At 65.2% G+C, this 16,066-nt stretch carries 14 protein-coding genes; 3 read left to right on the top strand and 11 right to left on the bottom strand.

The window, feature by feature from the left end:
* Window positions 1–56 precede the first annotated feature (56 nt).
* Window positions 57–908, top strand: coding sequence for an efflux RND transporter periplasmic adaptor subunit (locus tag QYS36_RS10755; protein ID WP_308839473.1), 852 nt, complete (start codon window positions 57–59; stop codon window positions 906–908).
* Between the two features lie 182 nt (window positions 909–1,090).
* On the opposite strand, the gene codA is transcribed toward QYS36_RS10755, so the two are convergent.
* From codA to QYS36_RS10725, 6 genes are all read right to left on the bottom strand, one after another.
* On the bottom strand, window positions 1,091–2,326 hold the full coding sequence (codA, locus tag QYS36_RS10750) for a cytosine deaminase (RefSeq protein WP_308839472.1): 1,236 nt from the start codon (window positions 2,324–2,326) through the stop codon (window positions 1,091–1,093).
* Window positions 2,323–3,564 (bottom strand): PucR family transcriptional regulator ligand-binding domain-containing protein, encoded by a 1,242-nt coding sequence (locus tag QYS36_RS10745; RefSeq protein WP_308839471.1) that lies wholly within the window; start codon window positions 3,562–3,564, stop codon window positions 2,323–2,325. The genes codA and QYS36_RS10745 overlap by 4 nt, the downstream gene beginning before the upstream one ends.
* A complete protein-coding gene (codB, locus tag QYS36_RS10740) occupies window positions 3,561–4,832 on the bottom strand; it encodes a cytosine permease (RefSeq protein WP_308839470.1) in 1,272 nt (423 codons plus the stop codon). Before codB ends, QYS36_RS10745 begins: the two co-directional genes overlap by 4 nt.
* 399 nt (window positions 4,833–5,231) lie before the next feature.
* A complete protein-coding gene (locus QYS36_RS10735) occupies window positions 5,232–5,738 on the bottom strand; it encodes a DUF1993 family protein (RefSeq protein ID WP_074883488.1) in 507 nt (168 codons plus the stop codon).
* A gap of 194 nt (window positions 5,739–5,932) precedes the next feature.
* Window positions 5,933–6,403 carry a MaoC family dehydratase gene (locus tag QYS36_RS10730; protein WP_308839469.1) on the bottom strand — a complete coding sequence of 157 codons (471 nt, stop codon included), beginning with the start codon at window positions 6,401–6,403 and terminating at the stop codon, window positions 5,933–5,935.
* Window positions 6,400–7,362, bottom strand: a complete 963-nt coding sequence (locus tag QYS36_RS10725) for an alpha/beta hydrolase (protein WP_308839468.1) — start codon at window positions 7,360–7,362, stop codon at window positions 6,400–6,402. Before QYS36_RS10725 ends, QYS36_RS10730 begins: the two co-directional genes overlap by 4 nt.
* A gap of 294 nt (window positions 7,363–7,656) precedes the next feature.
* Between QYS36_RS10725 and fadD2 the strand changes: the two genes are divergently transcribed.
* Both fadD2 and fadD1 read left to right on the top strand, forming a co-directional pair.
* The gene (gene fadD2, locus QYS36_RS10720; protein ID WP_308839467.1) at window positions 7,657–9,366 is read left to right on the top strand and encodes a long-chain-fatty-acid--CoA ligase FadD2; all 1,710 of its coding nucleotides are present in this window, start codon (window positions 7,657–7,659) and stop codon (window positions 9,364–9,366) included.
* A gap of 476 nt (window positions 9,367–9,842) precedes the next feature.
* Entirely contained in the window at window positions 9,843–11,531 is a 1,689-nt protein-coding gene (gene fadD1 / locus QYS36_RS10715; RefSeq protein ID WP_308839466.1) for a long-chain-fatty-acid--CoA ligase FadD1, read from the top strand.
* Between the two features lie 79 nt (window positions 11,532–11,610).
* Here the strand turns inward: fadD1 and QYS36_RS10710 are convergent, their stop codons facing one another.
* The 5 genes from QYS36_RS10710 to QYS36_RS10690 form a co-directional block, all read right to left on the bottom strand.
* Complete coding sequence (locus tag QYS36_RS10710) at window positions 11,611–12,636, bottom strand: UV damage endonuclease UvsE (RefSeq protein ID WP_308839465.1); 1,026 nt, start codon at window positions 12,634–12,636, stop codon at window positions 11,611–11,613.
* 66 nt (window positions 12,637–12,702) lie between these two features.
* A complete protein-coding gene (phnE, locus tag QYS36_RS10705; RefSeq protein WP_308839464.1) occupies window positions 12,703–13,470 on the bottom strand; it encodes a phosphonate ABC transporter, permease protein PhnE in 768 nt (255 codons plus the stop codon).
* On the bottom strand, window positions 13,467–14,294 hold the full coding sequence (locus QYS36_RS10700) for an ABC transporter permease (protein ID WP_308839463.1): 828 nt from the start codon (window positions 14,292–14,294) through the stop codon (window positions 13,467–13,469). The genes phnE and QYS36_RS10700 overlap by 4 nt, the downstream gene beginning before the upstream one ends.
* Entirely contained in the window at window positions 14,288–15,085 is a 798-nt protein-coding gene (locus QYS36_RS10695) for an ATP-binding cassette domain-containing protein (protein WP_308839462.1), read from the bottom strand. The genes QYS36_RS10700 and QYS36_RS10695 overlap by 7 nt, the downstream gene beginning before the upstream one ends.
* Complete coding sequence (locus QYS36_RS10690; RefSeq protein WP_308839461.1) at window positions 15,082–15,933, bottom strand: putative selenate ABC transporter substrate-binding protein; 852 nt, start codon at window positions 15,931–15,933, stop codon at window positions 15,082–15,084. The genes QYS36_RS10695 and QYS36_RS10690 overlap by 4 nt, the downstream gene beginning before the upstream one ends.
* Window positions 15,934–16,066: the final 133 nt, after the last annotated feature.

Here is a 16,066-nt window from a genome sequence, read left to right as displayed (position 1 = left end):
TGGCTCTAGCTCGCGAGATGCTGAACAAGCTTTGCGGAGATATTAAGGAGAGCGACATGCGTTCGACCATTCGCGTCGGCATTACCCTGGCTGTGGTGGTAGCGGCGATCTTCGCTGGTGCCTGGATCTGGCAGCACTACATGTATTCGCCATGGACCCGCGACGCCCGCGTGCGCGCCGATGTGGTGACCATCGCCCCGGACGTGTCCGGCTGGGTGCTCGAACTCAAGGTGCGCGACAACCAGCAGGTCAAGGCCGGCGATCTGTTGATGTCCATCGACCGTGATCGCTACCAGGCCGCACTGGAAAAGGCCCAGGCCGTGGTGGATATCCGCAAGCAGCAGCTCAACCTGCGCGAGCACGAAGCCTCCCGGCGTGCGCGGCTTGGCAGCCAGGCGATCAGCGCCGAGCTGCGTGAGAACGCGCAGATCAACGCCGAGATGGCCCGAAGTGAATACCGTGAGGCCCAGGCCGATTTGCGTATCGCCCAGCTCAACCTGGCGCGCAGCGAAGTGCGCGCACCGCGTGATGGTCAGATCACCAACCTGAGGCTGGCCCAGGGCAACTACGTCACGGCCGGGCAGGCGGTGATGGCCCTGGTGGATACCGGCTCGTTCTACGTGCAGGCGTATTTCGAGGAAACCAAGCTGCCGCGCATTCAGGTCGGCGCGCCGGTGGAGGTCTGGTTGATGGGCGGTGAACAGGAGATTCGCGGCCAGGTGGACAGCATCAGCCGCGGCATCACCGACCGCAACGCCAGCCCGGACGGCCAGTTGCTGGCCAATGTCGAACCCACCTTCAACTGGGTGCGCCTGGCCCAGCGCATCCCCGTGCGCATCAGGCTCGACGCCCTGCCCGAAAACGTCCAGCTCAGCGCCGGCATGACCGCCAGCGTGCGGGTGGAGTAGGGCGCTTTCGCAGTTGTAGGAGCGGCTTCGGCCGCGAGGTCTTCATGGGGGGCGCGGCTAGAGCTTCTCCCACGTTTTAGCGTCAGTTCGTAGGGCGGACAACGCGAAGCTTGTCCACCGCTTGGACTGACGCAATGGTGGATGAAAAAAGCGTCATCCACCCTACGGCCAAATGCACCTGATCAGGCGCGCTCTATCTGTGCCGGGGTGCGGCGCATCAGCACTTCGCCGTGGCGTACCGATACCAGGGCATGGCCCTGGGTGCGGATCATCTCGTAATCGTCGGGTGCCGAGAGAATCAGCAGGTTGGCCGGGCGACCCACTTCCACACCGTAACGTTCACCCAGGTGCAGGGTGCGGGCGCTGTTGTCGGTGATCAGGTCGAGGCCGCGCTTGAGGTCTTCATAGCCGAGCATGTGGCAGATATGCAGGCCGGCTTCGAGGATGCGCAGGATGTTGCCGTTGCCCAGCGGGTACCAGGGGTCGACGATGGAATCCTGGCCGAAGCAGATGTTCATGCCGGCCCGGTCGATCTCCGCCACGCGGGTCAGGCCGCGGCGTTTCGGGTAGGTATCGAAGCGGCCCTGCAGGTGGATGCTCTCGGTCGGGCAGGAGATGAAGTTGATCCCGGACATCTTCAGCAGGCGAAACAGCTTGGAGCAGTAGGCGTTGTCGTAGGAGCCCATGGCGGTGGTGTGGCTGGCGGTGACGCGCTCGCCCATGCCGCGCACGCGGGCCTCTTCGGCCAGCACTTCGAGAAAACGCGACTGCGGGTCGTCGGTCTCGTCGCAGTGCACGTCCACCAGGCAGCCGGTGCGCTCGGCCAGGTCCATCAGGAACTTGATCGATGAAACGCCCTGGTCGCGGGTGTTCTCGAAGTGCGGAATGCCGCCGACCACATCGGCACCCAGGGCCACGGCCTGTTCCATCAGCGCCCGGCCATTGGCGTAGGACTCGATGCCCTCCTGGGGAAAGGCGACGATCTGCAGGTCGATCAGGTGGCGGGTTTCCTCGCGCACCTCGATCATCGCCTTTAACGCGCCCAGGCTCGGGTCGGTGACGTCGACGTGGGTGCGCACGTGCTGGATGCCGTGGTCGACCAGCATGTCGATGGTCTTCTTGGCGCGGGTCTTGGTGTCTTCATGGGTGACCAGCGCCTTGCGCTCGGCCCAGCGTTCGATGCCCTCGAACAGCGTGCCGCTCATGTTCCAGGCCGGCTCGCCGGCGGTCAGCGTCGCGTCGAGGTGGATGTGCGGCTCGACGAAGGGCGCCACCACCAGGTTGCTGGCGGCGTCGAGGTCGCCTTCCGTCGCGGTGACGGCAGCCGGCTGCGCGCTGATGGCGGCAATCTGCGCGCCGTCCAGGGCGATATGGAAAAGACCTTCGCGGCCACGCAGGCGGGCGTTGACGATGTTCATGGGGTACTCCTTGGCAGGCTATGAGACGACAGGCGACGGATCAGCAGGGCAATGCTGATATTCAGCCGGTCGTGAGGATCATCGAACGAGCAGCCGGTCAGCGCTTCGATACGTTGTACACGGTAGCTCAGGGTGTTGCGGTGTACGCCCAGGCGTTGTGCAGCCAGGGCGAGGTTGGCGTTGTCATGGAACCAGGCTTCCAGGGTCGGCATCAGTACCGGCTCGTGGCGTGAATCATCGCCGATCAGCGGGCCCAGGGTGCGCTCGACGAAACGCTCGAGCAGGCTGCGGTCGCGGATCGCGCCGAGCAGTTCGATCACCCCCAGTTCGTTGAAGCTGCACAGCCCCAGGCGCTCGGGAAAGGCCTGGGCGGCGACCAGCGCCTGGCGGGCCTGGCCCAAGGCGCGGGCGAACTGCTCGGGGCGATGGTTGCCGCTGCTGAGGCCGAGCACTGCGCGTTGCGGCTGCAGGCGCTCGTCCAATTCACCAAGCAATTCGCTCAGCAACCTGCGATTGCGTTGTTCGTCCTGGCTGCCACTGCAAGGCAACAGGGCGATCCAGTGTTCGCCCTGGCCGATCAGTGGCAGCGCATCGCCCAGTTGCTGCAGGCCGTGCTCCAAGCGTTGCTGCAGGCATTGGCGATTGTCGCGCAGCAGGCGCTCGCCATTGTCGGCTGCTGCACCGTCGAACAGCTGCTCGCTGTTCTGCAAGCGCAGCAGGGCGACCTGGCGCGGTATAGCGAGCGGCAAGTCCAGGCTGGCCGCGCGCTGCAGGAGGATATCGAGGGATTGATAGTCGCCCTCCAGCAGTTGCTCGAGCACGTGCTGGCGCGAGCTGCCGAGCATCTGCTGTTGCACCAGGGCGGTGCCGATGGCCTGGGTGACCACCACCATCTTCAGCCCGTAGGGCTGTTCCAGCAGCGGCAGACCGAGGCGCTCGGCTTCGGCCACTACTGCGGCGGGGATGCTGTGGATGTACTCGGCGCCGGTGAGGATCACCAGCCCGGCGGTGGCCCGCTCGACCGCCTGGCGCACCAGAAGCAGCAGGTTGGCTTCGTCGCGGGGGTGGTTGATGCCGGTGACGAACACCAGCTCGCCGCCCATTACCCAGTCGGCGATATCGGCGTTCTCGGCCACGTAGGGCCAGCGCACCGGGTTGCCCAGCGCCGCCTGGCCGGCGCGCAGGCGCAGCGCCTGCAGGCCGGGCAGGGCGAGGATATCGGCAACGTTCAAGGTCATGCGCGAGCGATCTGACTACGCGTGGCGAAGACTTTCTTGGCTTCGAACAGGACGATGTACAGCACGGCGGCAACGATGATGCCGACCAGCGGCGCGACCCAGGGCGAGAAGTAGGCGCACAGCGCACCGATGCCGTAGGCACCCAGGCCGACCCAGTTGAAGGCAGGAATGCGCGCCTCGGCGAGCAGCGGGTAGCGGCCCTTATGGCCGTAGAAGTAGTCCGCCATGATCACGCCGCCAATCGGCGGGATGATCGAGCCGAGCAGGATCAGGAAGGGAATCAGCATCTCGTACATGCCGCCGATGGCCAGCAGGGTGCCGATGGCCGCGCCGGCGATGGTGACGGTCTTGCGGCGCTCGGTGCGCAGCAGGTTGCAGCCAGCGGCGGCGAAGTTGTAGATGGTGTTGTCCTGGGTGGTCCACAGGTTGAGAAACAGCATCACCACCGCGGCGATGGACAGGCCCTGCAGCACCAGTACTTCGACGATGTCCGGCTGCTGGTAGACGATGGCGCCGTAGGCTCCGGCGACGATCATCAGGCCGTTGCCGATGAAGAAGCCGAACAGGCTCGACAGTACCGCAACGCGGCCGCTGCTGGCGAAACGGGTCCAGTTGGTGGCTTGGGTCGCACCGCTGACGAAGGTGCCGAATACCAGGGTGATGGCCACGCTCAGGCTCATGGTTTCCTTGGGCTCGACCGCCAGCAGGCCGGCCAGGCCGCCGATGTCGCGCGTGGCGATCCACAGCGAGGCCACCAGCAGCACCAGCATGGCCGGCACGGCGACGCGCGAGAGCAGATCCAGGCCTTTGTAGCCGATGAAGGCGGTGAGGCAGAAGCCGAAGCCGAACAGCACCATCAGCGCGATGGTCAGGCCTTCGGGCAGGCCGAGAATCTTCACCAGCACGATGGCGATGGTTGCCGTGCCCCAGGCATACCAGCCAATCTGGGTGAAACCGAGCAGCACGTCGGACAGCTTGCTGCCGGCCTCGCCGAAGCAGAAGCGGCCCATCAGCACCGAGTTGAGGCCGCTGCGGCAGGCGATCAGGCCGAGGACGGCGGCATAGGTGCCGAGCAGCAGGTTGCCGATCACCGCGGCCCAGATCAGCGTCTTGAAATCGAACGCCATGCCGAGCTTGCCGCCGGCGAACATGGTGGCGGTGAAGAAGGTGAAGCCGAACAGCAGGATGGTGGTGGAGAACAGCCCCTTGCGGGCGCCGGTCGGCACTTCGCTCAAGGGATAGTCGCTGTCGGTGGTGGGGTGGGTCATGGCCTGGCTCCACAGGGTGAGGGAAGCCATGGCTATAGCAGGCGACGTGCCAACGGATCAGTTCGGCAGCTCGTACAGTGCGGGTTGTGCAATGTGCACAATGAAATGCCGATTTTCAGCTTTTTTGCGGATTATCTTTGTGAGAGACAACCAGGCTTGACCTGTCTTGGTGCGCTGCGCACAGGGTATGCACCAGCAGGTCACGGCGCGCCTCAGTAGGCTTTTGCCTGCCAAGTGGGGCAAGCGGCCGGTCGCGATCTACTTGTGGGAGCGGGCCATGCCCGCGAAAAATCACGGGCATGGACCAGGCGTCCCAGCCCGTTCCCACAATCAATCACCGGATCTGCGCGGGCGTCTTGTCGCCGTCGCTTCACAGGGTTTACTGAAGACCGTGAGCGCTTAGCGGGTGCCGAGAAAGTCGCGCTTGCCCAGTTCCACGCCGTTGTGGCGCAGGATGGCGTAGGTGGTGGTGATGTGGAAATACAGGTTCGGCAGCACGTGATCGAGCAGGAAGGCCTGACCCTGGAAGTGGGTTTCCTTGTCGCGGCGCTTGAGGGTCACGGTGCGGTCTTCGCTGCCGTCGAGCTGCGCGGCGCTGATGCCCTGCACGAATTCCAGGGTCTTGGCGATACGCGCCTGCAGCTCGGCGAAGCTGGTCTCGTCATCGGCATGGCTCGGCGCCTCGACGCCGGCCAGCAGGGCCGCACCGGCTTTGACGGTGTCACAGGCGATCTGCACCTGGCGGCTGAGCGGGAACATGTCCGGCGCCAGGCGCGAGCCGAGCAGCACGCTCTGCTCGATCTTGCGCGCTTCGGCATTGGCGGCGGCGATGCCGAGGATGGTCGACAGGTTGGTCAACTGGCGGGTGAACACCGGGATGGAAATGGAATGCATGGACAGTGGCATGGTTTGCTCCAGATTGGATCAGATTGGTGGCGCAGGCCTAGAACCTGTTCACTATCTATGGCCTCAGTGGCCTTTTGTAGGGTGGACGACGCTTCATCCGTCCACCGTTTCGCACTTGTAATGGTGGACAAAAAAGCGTTGTCCACCCTACGTCCAGCTAGAGATCGTGAACAGGTTCTAAGGCTGCAAAAAAATCAGCCGATGCTGATCGGCGGCAGGGTGGCCAGCTCGACGGTAAGGGCCTTGCGTGGCGCGATGATTTCAGCTTCGCCGTCGACCACCAGGTCGTCGTGCTGGTTGAACACGCGGGTGGCGATGCGCACGCGGAATTTCGGCAGCTTCTCGAGAATTTCCAGGCGTACGGTCAGGGTGTCGCCGAGTTTGACCGGCTTCTGGAAACTCATCTGCTGGCCCACGTAGATGGTGCCCGGGCCGGGCAGGGTGCAGGCCACTGCCGCACTGATCAGCGCGCCGCTGAACATGCCGTGGGCGATGCGCTCCTTGAACATGGTGGTGGCAGCGTATTCGGCGTCCAGGTGCACCGGGTTGTGGTCACCGGAAACGGCAGCGAACAGCAGGATGTCGCGTTCTTCCACGGTCTTGCTATAGCTGGCGGTCTGGCCGACTTCGAGGGCTTCGTAAGGCGTGTTGCTGCTTTGCGTCATGGATGGGGTTCCTGAGAATGTAATGGTCGCTGCTGGGGCTGCGAGAGCACCTGTTCCAGCCAGTCGATCAGGTCGCGGGTGACCTCGTCATGGTTCAGCTCGTTGAGCAGTTCGTGGCGGGCCTGTGGATAGCGTTTCAATGTCGTGCGGCTGTGTCCGGCCTGGGTCAGCGCATCGGCCAGGCGTTGCAGACCGTCGCCCTGGCTGACCGGGTCCTGGTCGCCACCGATGATCAGGATCGGCAACTGCGGGGCGATCTGTTTCAGCGAGGCGCGCGGGGTGATGCGCTGCAGCCCCTCCAGCAGGTCGAGCCACAACTGGTTGGTGCAGCGAAAACCGCACAGGGGGTCAGCAATGTAGCGGTCGACTTCGCCGTTGTCACGGCTGAGCCAGTCGAACGGCGTGCGCGCCGGTGCAAAGGCCTTGTTGAAGGCGCCGAACGAGAGCCGCTCGAGCAGCGCACTACGCCCGGTCGCGCCCTGGCGCCAGCGCTCGAAGCGGGCAACCAGCGCTGCCGCCCGGTAAGTGCCCGGCTTGCCGTAGTTGGAGCCGCTGAGGATGGCGCCCTGCACGCTGCTGCTGTGGTGCATCAGGTAGGCGGTGGTGATGAAGCTGCCCATGCTGTGGCCAAACAGGATGATCGGCGTTTGCGGCCGCTGGTGGCGAATATGGTGATTGAGCGTGGAGAGGTCGCCGACCACATGATTCCAGCCGTTCTCGTCGGCGAAATGGCCGAGCAGGCCGTGTTGCGCCGTCTGCCCGTGGCCGCGGTGGTCGAGTGCGTAGAGCTCGAAGCCGGCGGCGACCAGTGCCTCGCCAAAACGTGCATAGCGGCCACTGTGCTCGGCCATGCCGTGGGCGAGCATCACCACGGCCCTGGGCTCTTGCCGGGCGTGCCAGTGGTTGACGTACAGCGGCACGCCATCACTGCTGTCGAGCCAGACGCTGTGGTGCTGCATGGCAAAGTCCCTTTGCAGGCCGTTGAAAAACGTAGGCGAGGCCGCCGATGCGAGGCAGAAACAGGCGAAAAGGCGGAGTTTACAAGCTGTAAATGAGCATGTTGAGCCTGTTCTAACGATACAACGGCAACCCAGGTAGTTTTGCAACAGCCTGATAGCCGGCGGATACCGAGCATTGTAGACCCTGCAGGTGCTGAAATTCACGGTATTGATTGTGGCTTTGCCAGGCCGTGGCCGGCTGCTAAGTTCGTTCGAGTGACCTCACGCACCGTCGGAAAACAAGGGATAACAACAATGCAGCCCGATTTCTGGAACGACAAACGCGCCCCTGGCGTGGCCAACGACATCGACATGGACGCCTACCAGTCGGTGGTCGAGGTATTCGAACGCTCCTGCAAGACCTTCGCCGACCGCCCCGCGTTCAGCAATCTGGGCAGAACGCTGACCTACGGCGAGCTGGACAGGCTGTCCGCCGCCTTCGCCGCCTACCTGCAGCAGCGCACCGACCTCAAGCCCGGTGACCGCATCGCCGTGCAGATGCCCAACGTGCTGCAGTACCCGATTGCCGTGTTCGGGGCGATGCGCGCCGGGTTGATCGTGGTCAACACCAACCCGCTGTACACCGCCCGCGAGATGCGCCACCAGTTCAAGGATGCCGGGGTGCGGGCCCTGGTGTACCTGAACATGTTCGGCAAGCTGGTGCAGGAGGTGCTGCCCGACAGCCCGATCGAGTACCTGATCGAAGCACGCATGGGCGACATGCTGCCCAGCCTCAAGGGCTGGCTGGTCAACACCGTGGTGAAGAGGGTCAAGAAGATGGTGCCCGCCTACCACCTGCCCCAGGCGCTGGCGTTCAAGCAAGTACTGGCCGATGGCGCGCGGCTCGGCCTGCGCCCGGTCAGTGTGGCGCAAGGCGATATCGCCGTGCTGCAGTACACCGGCGGCACCACCGGGGTGGCCAAGGGCACCATGCTCACCCACGCCAACCTGATCGCCAACATGCTGCAGGCCAACGCCTGCATGCTGCAGCACGGCCCCGACGGCACGCCGCTGATGAAGCCTGGCCAGGAGGTGATGATCGCGCCGCTGCCGCTGTACCACATCTATGCCTTCACCATGAATTGCATGTGCATGATGGTCAACGGCAACCACAACGTGCTGATCACCAACCCGCGGGACATTCCCGGTTTCGTCAAGGAACTGGGCAAGTGGCAGTTTTCCGCCCTGCTGGGCCTCAACACCCTGTTCGTGGCGCTGATGGATCACCCGGATTTCGACAAGCTCGACTTCAGCCACCTCAAGGTCACCAACTCCGGCGGCACGGCGCTGGTCAAGGCCACTGCCGAGCGCTGGCAGCGCCTGACCGGCTGCACAGTGGTGGAGGGCTACGGGCTCACCGAAACCTCGCCGATCGCCAGCGCCAACCCCAGTGGCGACCTGGCGCGCCTTGGCACCGTTGGCATTCCGGTGCCGGGCACGGCGTTCAAGGTCATCGATGATGACGGCAACGAACTGCCCCTGGGCGAGCGCGGCGAGCTGTGCATCAAGGGCCCGCAGGTGATGAAGGGTTACTGGAATCGCCCGGAGGCCACCGCCGAGGCGCTGGACGCCGAGGGCTGGTTCAAGTCCGGCGATATCGCGGTGATCGACGAAGACGGCTTCGTGCGCATCGTCGACCGCAAGAAGGACATGATCATCGTCTCCGGCTTCAACGTGTACCCCAACGAGATCGAGGACGTGGTGATGGCCCACAGCAAGGTGGCCAGTTGCGCAGCCATCGGCGTGCCGGACGAGAAATCCGGCGAGGCGGTGAAGCTGTTCGTGGTCAAGCGCGACGAAAGCCTCACCGCCGAGGAGCTCAAGGCCTACTGCAAGGAAAACTTCACCGCCTACAAGGTGCCGCGGCAGATCGTGTTCAGGGAGTCGCTGCCCATGACCAACGTCGGCAAGATCCTGCGCCGCGAACTGCGCGATGAAGAGTTGAAGGCGCTTGGCAAGACCTAGCCCGCTGCATGATTCGACCACAAGGGCCCTGCATTGCGGGGCCTTTTGCTTGGTGGCAGATGGCGCCTTCTCGAACGGGTAGCCTGGTGTTGAGCGCAGCGCTACCCAGGGCCGCTTCCGGGGGACGCTGCGCTCGACCCCGGCTACAGGCGTGAGCGCCTCACGCCACTAAGCTCGGCGACCACCCGCCGGCCGCAAAGTCCTTCTGCAGGAAAGCACGCAGGCGTCTATCATGGGCGTTGCCTGCCGTTCGACGTCGCCTGCCAGTCAATTTCGCGCGTTAAACAGCTTGTGACCATTATTTTGTAATTGGTCACTTTCGATACTGGTCAGCCTTTTCAAGCTGTGGTCGGTATCCGGCAACTCTGCTAATCTCGGCCCGCTTTGCGCTCCTCAGGGGCGAACAGCCAGGCATACATACAACAAACAACCGCCTTTGGCGGTGACGATAAGCTGTTGCTTAGGAGTGGGTGTCCATGACCGAAAACTTCTGGACGGACAAATATCCCGAGGGGGTCGCGGCCGAGATCGATCCCGACCAGTACCCCAACGTTCAGGCGGTGCTGAAGCAGTCCTGCCAGCGTTTCGCCGACAAGCCCGCGTTTACCAACCTGGGCAAGACGATCAACTACGGCCAGCTGTACGAGTTGGCCGGCCACTTCGCGGCCTACCTGCAGCAGCACACCGATCTCAAGCCCGGCGACCGCATCGCCGTGCAACTGCCCAACGTTCTGCAATACCCGGTGGTGGTGTTCGGCGCCATGCGTGCCGGCCTGGTGGTGGTCAACACCAACCCGCTGTACACCGCGCGGGAAATGGAACACCAGTTCAACGACTCCGGCGCCAAGGCGCTGGTGTGCCTGGCCAACATGGCGCACCTGGCCGAGCAGGTGGTGCCCAAGACCGGCGTGAAGACGGTGATCGTCACCGAGGTCGGCGACCTGCTGCCGCCGCTCAAGCGTTTGCTGGTCAATGCCGTGGTCAAGTACGTGAAGAAGATGGTGCCGGCCTACAACCTGCCGGCTGCCATCAAGTTTACCGACGCCCTGAGCCAGGGCCGTGGCAAGGCGGTCAGCGAAGCCAACCCAGGCGCCGAGGACGTTGCCGTGCTGCAGTACACCGGCGGCACCACCGGCGTCGCCAAGGGCGCCATGCTCACCCACCGCAACCTGATCGCCAACATGCTGCAGTGCCGCGAGCTGATGGGCTCGAACCTGGGCGAGGGCAGCGAAATCATCGTCGCGCCGCTGCCGCTGTACCACATCTACGCCTTCACCTTTCACTGCATGGCGATGATGCACTGCGGCAACCACAACATCCTGATCACCAACCCGCGTGACCTGCCGGCGCTGGTCAAGGATCTGTCCAGGTTCCAGTTCAGCGGTTTCGTCGGCCTCAACACCCTGTTCGTGGCGCTGAGCAACCACGAGGGCTTCCAGAAGCTCGACTTCTCCAAGCTCAAGGTCACCCTGTCCGGCGGCATGGCGCTGCAGCAGGCGGCCGCCGAGCGCTGGAAGCAGGTCACCGGCTGCGCCATTTGCGAAGGCTACGGCCTGACCGAAACCAGCCCGGTGGCCTCGGTCAACCCGGTCACCTGCAACCAGATGGGCACCATCGGCATCCCGGTACCGTCGACCCTGTTCAAGGTCATCGATGACCAGGGCAACGACCTGGCCATGGGCGAAACCGGCGAGCTGTGCATCAAGGGCCCGCAGGTGATGAAGGGCTACTGGCAGCGCCAGGAAGCCACCGATGAAGTGATCGATGCCAACGGCTGGTTCAAGACCGGCGACATCGGCATCATCCAGCCCGACGGCTATATCCGTATCGTCGACCGCAAGAAGGACATGATTCTGGTGTCCGGCTTCAACGTCTACCCGAACGAGCTGGAAGAAGTGCTGGTGACCCTGCCGGGCGTGCTGCAGTGCGCGGCCATCGGCGTGCCGGACGAGCGCTCGGGCGAGTCGATCAAGGTGTTCGTGGTGGTCAAGCCGGGCATGACCCTGACCAAGGAACAGGTCATGCAGCACATGCACGACAACCTCACCGGCTACAAACGACCCAAGCAGGTCGAGTTCCGAGAGAGCCTGCCGACCACCAACGTCGGCAAGATCCTGCGCCGCGAGCTGCGTGACGAAGAGCTGAAGAAACTCGGCAAGAAGTAAGCGTCGCGCTGTACCAGAAGGCCCTGCGTTGCAGGGCCTTCTGCGTTGTGGGGATCGGGCAGTTTCCACTCCCTACCCGTCAGGCGCTCTTCAGGTAGCGCTCGTAGAACTCCAGGGTCGCCAGGTTCTTGTCCTTGGCTTCGAACATGATGTCGAAGCGATCGAGAAACTGCAGCACGTACCCGTTGGTCCAGTGGTTCCACATCCGCGCGCTGTGGCCGTACAGCTCGCGCTTGGGCGCAACCTTGAGCACCTCGGGCATCTCCAGCTTCTGCTCGGTGCTCAGGCCCAGCTCCTGCAGGCGCTCCTGGGGTTGCGACAGGTGCATGGTCGGTCGCACACCGCGCCAGCTGTCGATGATCCGCGCCACGCGCTCGCTGTGCGGGTCGATGTAGGCGTCCTCGTGAATCCAGCAATGGTGCACGTCGAGCACCACGGGGGCGAGATCGGCCAGTGCCAGGCAGGCATCCACGCCGTAGGTCTTTTCGTCGTTCTCGAAGGTGATGCACTGGCGCGCTTCATGGGACAGCCGCGGCCACACCGCGCGGATGCCATCGCCACCGAGCTTGCCGGCGATATGCAGGTTGCACTTGAAGTCCTGGAAGGTGCGGCCGTAGCCCATCATGCGGATCATGTCGGCGTGGTACTCGAACTCGGCGAGGCTGTTCTCCACCACGTCCGGGCGGTCCGAGCCCAGCACGCAGTACTGGCCGGGGTGCATGGACAGGCGGATGTTGGTGGCGCGCGCCACCTCGCCAATCGCCGCGAACCCGTCGATCAGGCGTTGCTCCATTTCGGGCCGCTGATAGAAGGCGGCAACCTTCGAGTGGCTGTAGAACGGCAGCAGGTCACTGCTCAGGCGCAGCATCTGCAGGGGCTTGGGCAGGGTGGCAACGTAGGTGAGCAGGCGCAGCTGGGCCTGCAGGTTGTGCTCGACGATCTCGCCCAGCTTGGCGTAGGCCACCGCCTGGCTGACGCTGTCCATCCAGCGCAGGGTGGTGGTGCGCGGGTTGTAGGCCGCCTCGATGGTTTTCAGCTCGCCGGCCGGCAGGCTGCGGTCGGGGTGGCGGTACTGGCAGGCGAAGCCAATGCGGGGTACGGACATGGACGAGTCTCGAAATCAGGGCTGCAGAGCGCATCTGACCGCGGGCATGGCCGTGGCGCTCCCGGATTAATTGCGCACCCAGCGCTGCCGCGTCCAGCCGCTGAAGGCGTCCACCGCCAGCACCAGCAGCAACATGGCGAGGATCACAGTGGCGGCCTGGGCTTCCTGGAACAGGCTAAGGCTGACATAGAGCATCTGCCCCAGACCGCCGGCGCCGACGAAACCCATGATCGCCGCCATGCGGATGTTGTTCTCCCAGCGGTACAGGCTGTAGGCCAGCAATTGCGGCCACAGCGCCGGCAGGGTGGCGTAGCAGAACGCGGCCCAGGCGCCGCCGCCCTGCAGGCGAATGGCATTGGCCGGCTCCGGTGGGGTGTTCTCCAGGGCTTCGGCGAACAGCCGGCCGAGCACGCCCGCGGTGTGCAGCGCCAGCGCCAGGGTGCCGGCATTCGGCCCCAGGCCGGCAGCCAGCACCATCAGTACCGCCCACACCAGTTCGGGAATCGCGCGCAGGGCGTTGAGCAGCAGCCGTGTGGCAGCCTGGGCGAGGGCGCCCAGGCGACCGGCCGCCGGCAGCGCCAACAGCAGGCCGAGGATGGCGGCAAGCAGGGTACCGATGGCCGACATGGCCAGGGTTTCCAGGGCGCCGTGGGCGGTGGCCTGCAGGTGGCTGGCGCTGAAGTCGGGGCTGAGAAAGCGCGCCGCGTAGCTGCCCATCTGCCCGAGGCTGTCGGCGCCGAACAGGCCGGCCAGGTCCAGCCCGAGATAGACGAACGAGCCGACCACCGCCGCAGCGATGCCCAGCAGAAGTAGCAGGTTGCCCAGGCGCCTCATGTGAACCTCGCGCGCAGCAGGCGGCTGAGTTGGTCAGCCAGCAGCACCAGCACCAGGAAGGTCAGCAGCATGCTGGCCACTTCGGCGCCGGCGAACATGCGCATCGACAGGTCGATCTGCTGGCCCAGGCCACCGGCACCGACGAAGCCCATTACCACCGAGGCGCGCACCGCGCATTCCCAGCGGTACACCGTGTAGGAAGTCAGCTCCGCGGCGGCGGCCGGCAGCACACCATAGGCGAAGGCGGCCAGGCGCCCGCTGCCGCTGTGCAGCAGGGCGTACACCGGGCGCTGGTCTACCGACTCGAAGATTTCCGCGTAGACCTTGCCGAGCATGCCTGCATAAGTGATGGCGATGGCCAGCACCCCGGCGGTCGGCCCCAGGCCAACGGCGCGCACGAACAATAGCGCCCAGACGATTTCCGGCACGCTGCGCAGCACGATCAGCACACCGCGCACCGGCCAGCGCAGCCACCTGCCGAGCACACTCGGTTGGCCGCCGCGCGAAGCCGCCGTGAGCGACAGGGCGCGGCTGGCCAGCAGGCTCGCCGGCACCGCCAGCAGCAGCGCCAGGGCCATGCCGGCGGTGGCGATGGCCAGGGTCTGCAGGGTGGCGTCCAGCAGCAGGGTGAGGAAGTCGCCGTCATGGGCCGGCGGCCAGAAGTCCTTGAGGAAGCCGCCCATGGACTGGGCGCTATCCGGGCGCAGCAGCACGCCCAGGTCCAGCTCGGCCAGGCGCATGCCCGGCCACAGCAGGGCGATGGCCAGCAGCGCCAACGCCAGGCGGGGCAGGGCAGCGGGGTCGCGATAATCGCGGTTCAGCATCGCGCAGCCCAGGCCCCCGGCAGGGGCTCAGCAACGTGGGCCGGGCTCAGTTGCTCGTTGGCGTACAGGGCCTGCAGGCGTTCGGGGTCGACCTCACTGGCTGGCAGGTCGAAAGCGATACGCCCGTCACGCACGCCGACGATGCGTGGAAAGTGCGCCAGGGCCAGCTCCACCGTGTGCAGGCTGGCGACCAGTGTCACCCCGCCAGCCGCGGCATGGTTGACCAGCAGCGACAGGGTGTGGTCGGCCAGGCGCGGATCCATCGCCGACACCGGCTCGTCGGCGAGCAGCAGTTGCGGGCCCTGATATAGCGCGCGGGCGATGCCGACGCGCTGCAGCTGGCCGCCGGAGAGCTGGCCGCAGCGGGCGAACAGCTTGTCGCCCAGGTCCAGCTTGTCGAGCTGCGCCCGGGCGCCGGGAATGTCCAGTGGGTGCAGCAGGTTGACCAGGCTCCTGGCCAGGCTCCACTGGCCCAGCCGGCCGGCCAGCACGGCGGTGACCACCCGCTGGCGCAGCGGCAACGGCGGCGCCTGGTGGATCAGGCCGATGCGCGTACGCAGGCGTTGGCGCTGGCGGCCGGACAGCTGCCACGGGCGTTCGCCCAGCACCTGCAGCTCGCCCTCGCTGGGCGCCAGGGCGGTGGCCAGCAGGTTGAGCAGGCTCGACTTGCCAGCGCCGGACGGGCCGATGATCGCCACCCGTTCACCCTGTGCGACCTGCAGGTCGATGCCTTGCAGCGCCTGCACGCCATTGCCGTGCGTGAGCCCGACGGCGGTCAGGCACAGGCTCATTTCAGCAGGTCGGCAGCGCGGGCAGCCTCTTCGATGCCCTTGTAGTTCTCCGGCTTGGTCTCGATGAAGCGGCTGGCCGCCTGCAGGTCGAGAATCGCCTTGTGCTCCGGGTTGGCCGGGTCGAGGGCCAGGAACGCCTGCTTGATCTTCTCGGCCAGCGCCGGGTCGAGGGTGCCGCGCACCGTCCAGTTGTAGTCGAAGTAGGTCGGCGTGGTGGCGAATACCTTGACCTTGGTGGTGTCGACCTTGCCGCTGTTGACCAGCTTGTCCCACACGCTGGAGTTCAGCACCCCGGCGTCGACCTTGCCGGCCTGGACCCAGGCCGCGGTGGCGTCATGGGCGCCGGAGTAGGCGACGCGGCTGAAATAGCTTTCCGGCTTGATGCCGTCCTGCAGCATGAAGTAACGCGGCATCAGGCTGCCGGAGGTGGACGAAATCGAGCCGAAGGCGAAGGTCTTGCCCTTCAGGTCCTTGAGCGATTTGACCTGCGGGTCGGCGCTGATGAAGGTACTGGTGAAGGCGGCATCCTGCTCGCGCTGCACCAGGGGCATCGCGTTGCCGGTCTTCAGGTTCACCTGCACGAAGGTGAAGCCGCCCAGCCAGGCCATGTCCAGGCGATCGGTGGCCAGGGCCTCGACCACGGCCGGGTAGTCGGCCACCGGCACGAACTCGACCTTCATGCCCAGCTGTTGCTCCAGGTAGGCGCCCAGCGGCTTGAACTTGCGCAGCAGCTCGGTGGGGGCTTCATCGGGAATCGCCGAGACGCGCAGGGTTTCGGCGGCATGGGCGGTGAGGGCGGCGGCGGACAGGGCAAGGCCGGCGACCAGCGACAGGGTGCGCTTGAGCATGGAGTTCTCCGGTTCAATAGCGGAAAAAACGGCAGCAGGCGCCATGGCGGGCGCTGCAAGGGAATAGCGCGGCGATTATAGGAGGCGGCGCGAGAAAGACCAGCTTTGCCGGGGCCTGTCGTCGTTTCATCGT

Source organism: Pseudomonas sp. G34 (assembly GCF_031119625.1).
GTDB lineage: Bacteria > Pseudomonadota > Gammaproteobacteria > Pseudomonadales > Pseudomonadaceae > Aquipseudomonas.
The sequence above is the reverse complement of the archived record's forward strand: the minus strand, read 5'-3'. Positions and strand labels throughout refer to the sequence as shown.

Bases quoted from the DNA above. Each gene is read 5' to 3' on its own strand.
- QYS36_RS10745 (WP_308839471.1), bottom strand. From the start codon at position 3,564: ATGACCTTGAACGTTGCCGATATCCTCGCCCTGCCCGGCCTGCAGGCG.
- QYS36_RS10725 (WP_308839468.1), bottom strand. From the start codon at position 7,362: ATGCAGCACCACAGCGTCTGGCTCGACAGCAGTGATGGCGTGCCGCTG.
- codB (WP_308839470.1), bottom strand. From the start codon at position 4,832: ATGACCCACCCCACCACCGACAGCGACTATCCCTTGAGCGAAGTGCCG.
- codA (WP_308839472.1), bottom strand. From the start codon at position 2,326: ATGAACATCGTCAACGCCCGCCTGCGTGGCCGCGAAGGTCTTTTCCAT.
- fadD1 (WP_308839466.1), top strand. From the start codon at position 9,843: ATGACCGAAAACTTCTGGACGGACAAATATCCCGAGGGGGTCGCGGCC.
- QYS36_RS10700 (WP_308839463.1), bottom strand. From the start codon at position 14,294: ATGCTGAACCGCGATTATCGCGACCCCGCTGCCCTGCCCCGCCTGGCG.
- QYS36_RS10695 (WP_308839462.1), bottom strand. From the start codon at position 15,085: ATGAGCCTGTGCCTGACCGCCGTCGGGCTCACGCACGGCAATGGCGTG.
- phnE (WP_308839464.1), bottom strand. From the start codon at position 13,470: ATGAGGCGCCTGGGCAACCTGCTACTTCTGCTGGGCATCGCTGCGGCG.
- QYS36_RS10735 (WP_074883488.1), bottom strand. From the start codon at position 5,738: ATGCCACTGTCCATGCATTCCATTTCCATCCCGGTGTTCACCCGCCAG.
- QYS36_RS10730 (WP_308839469.1), bottom strand. From the start codon at position 6,403: ATGACGCAAAGCAGCAACACGCCTTACGAAGCCCTCGAAGTCGGCCAG.
- QYS36_RS10690 (WP_308839461.1), bottom strand. From the start codon at position 15,933: ATGCTCAAGCGCACCCTGTCGCTGGTCGCCGGCCTTGCCCTGTCCGCC.
- fadD2 (WP_308839467.1), top strand. From the start codon at position 7,657: ATGCAGCCCGATTTCTGGAACGACAAACGCGCCCCTGGCGTGGCCAAC.
- QYS36_RS10710 (WP_308839465.1), bottom strand. From the start codon at position 12,636: ATGTCCGTACCCCGCATTGGCTTCGCCTGCCAGTACCGCCACCCCGAC.
- QYS36_RS10755 (WP_308839473.1), top strand. From the start codon at position 57: ATGCGTTCGACCATTCGCGTCGGCATTACCCTGGCTGTGGTGGTAGCG.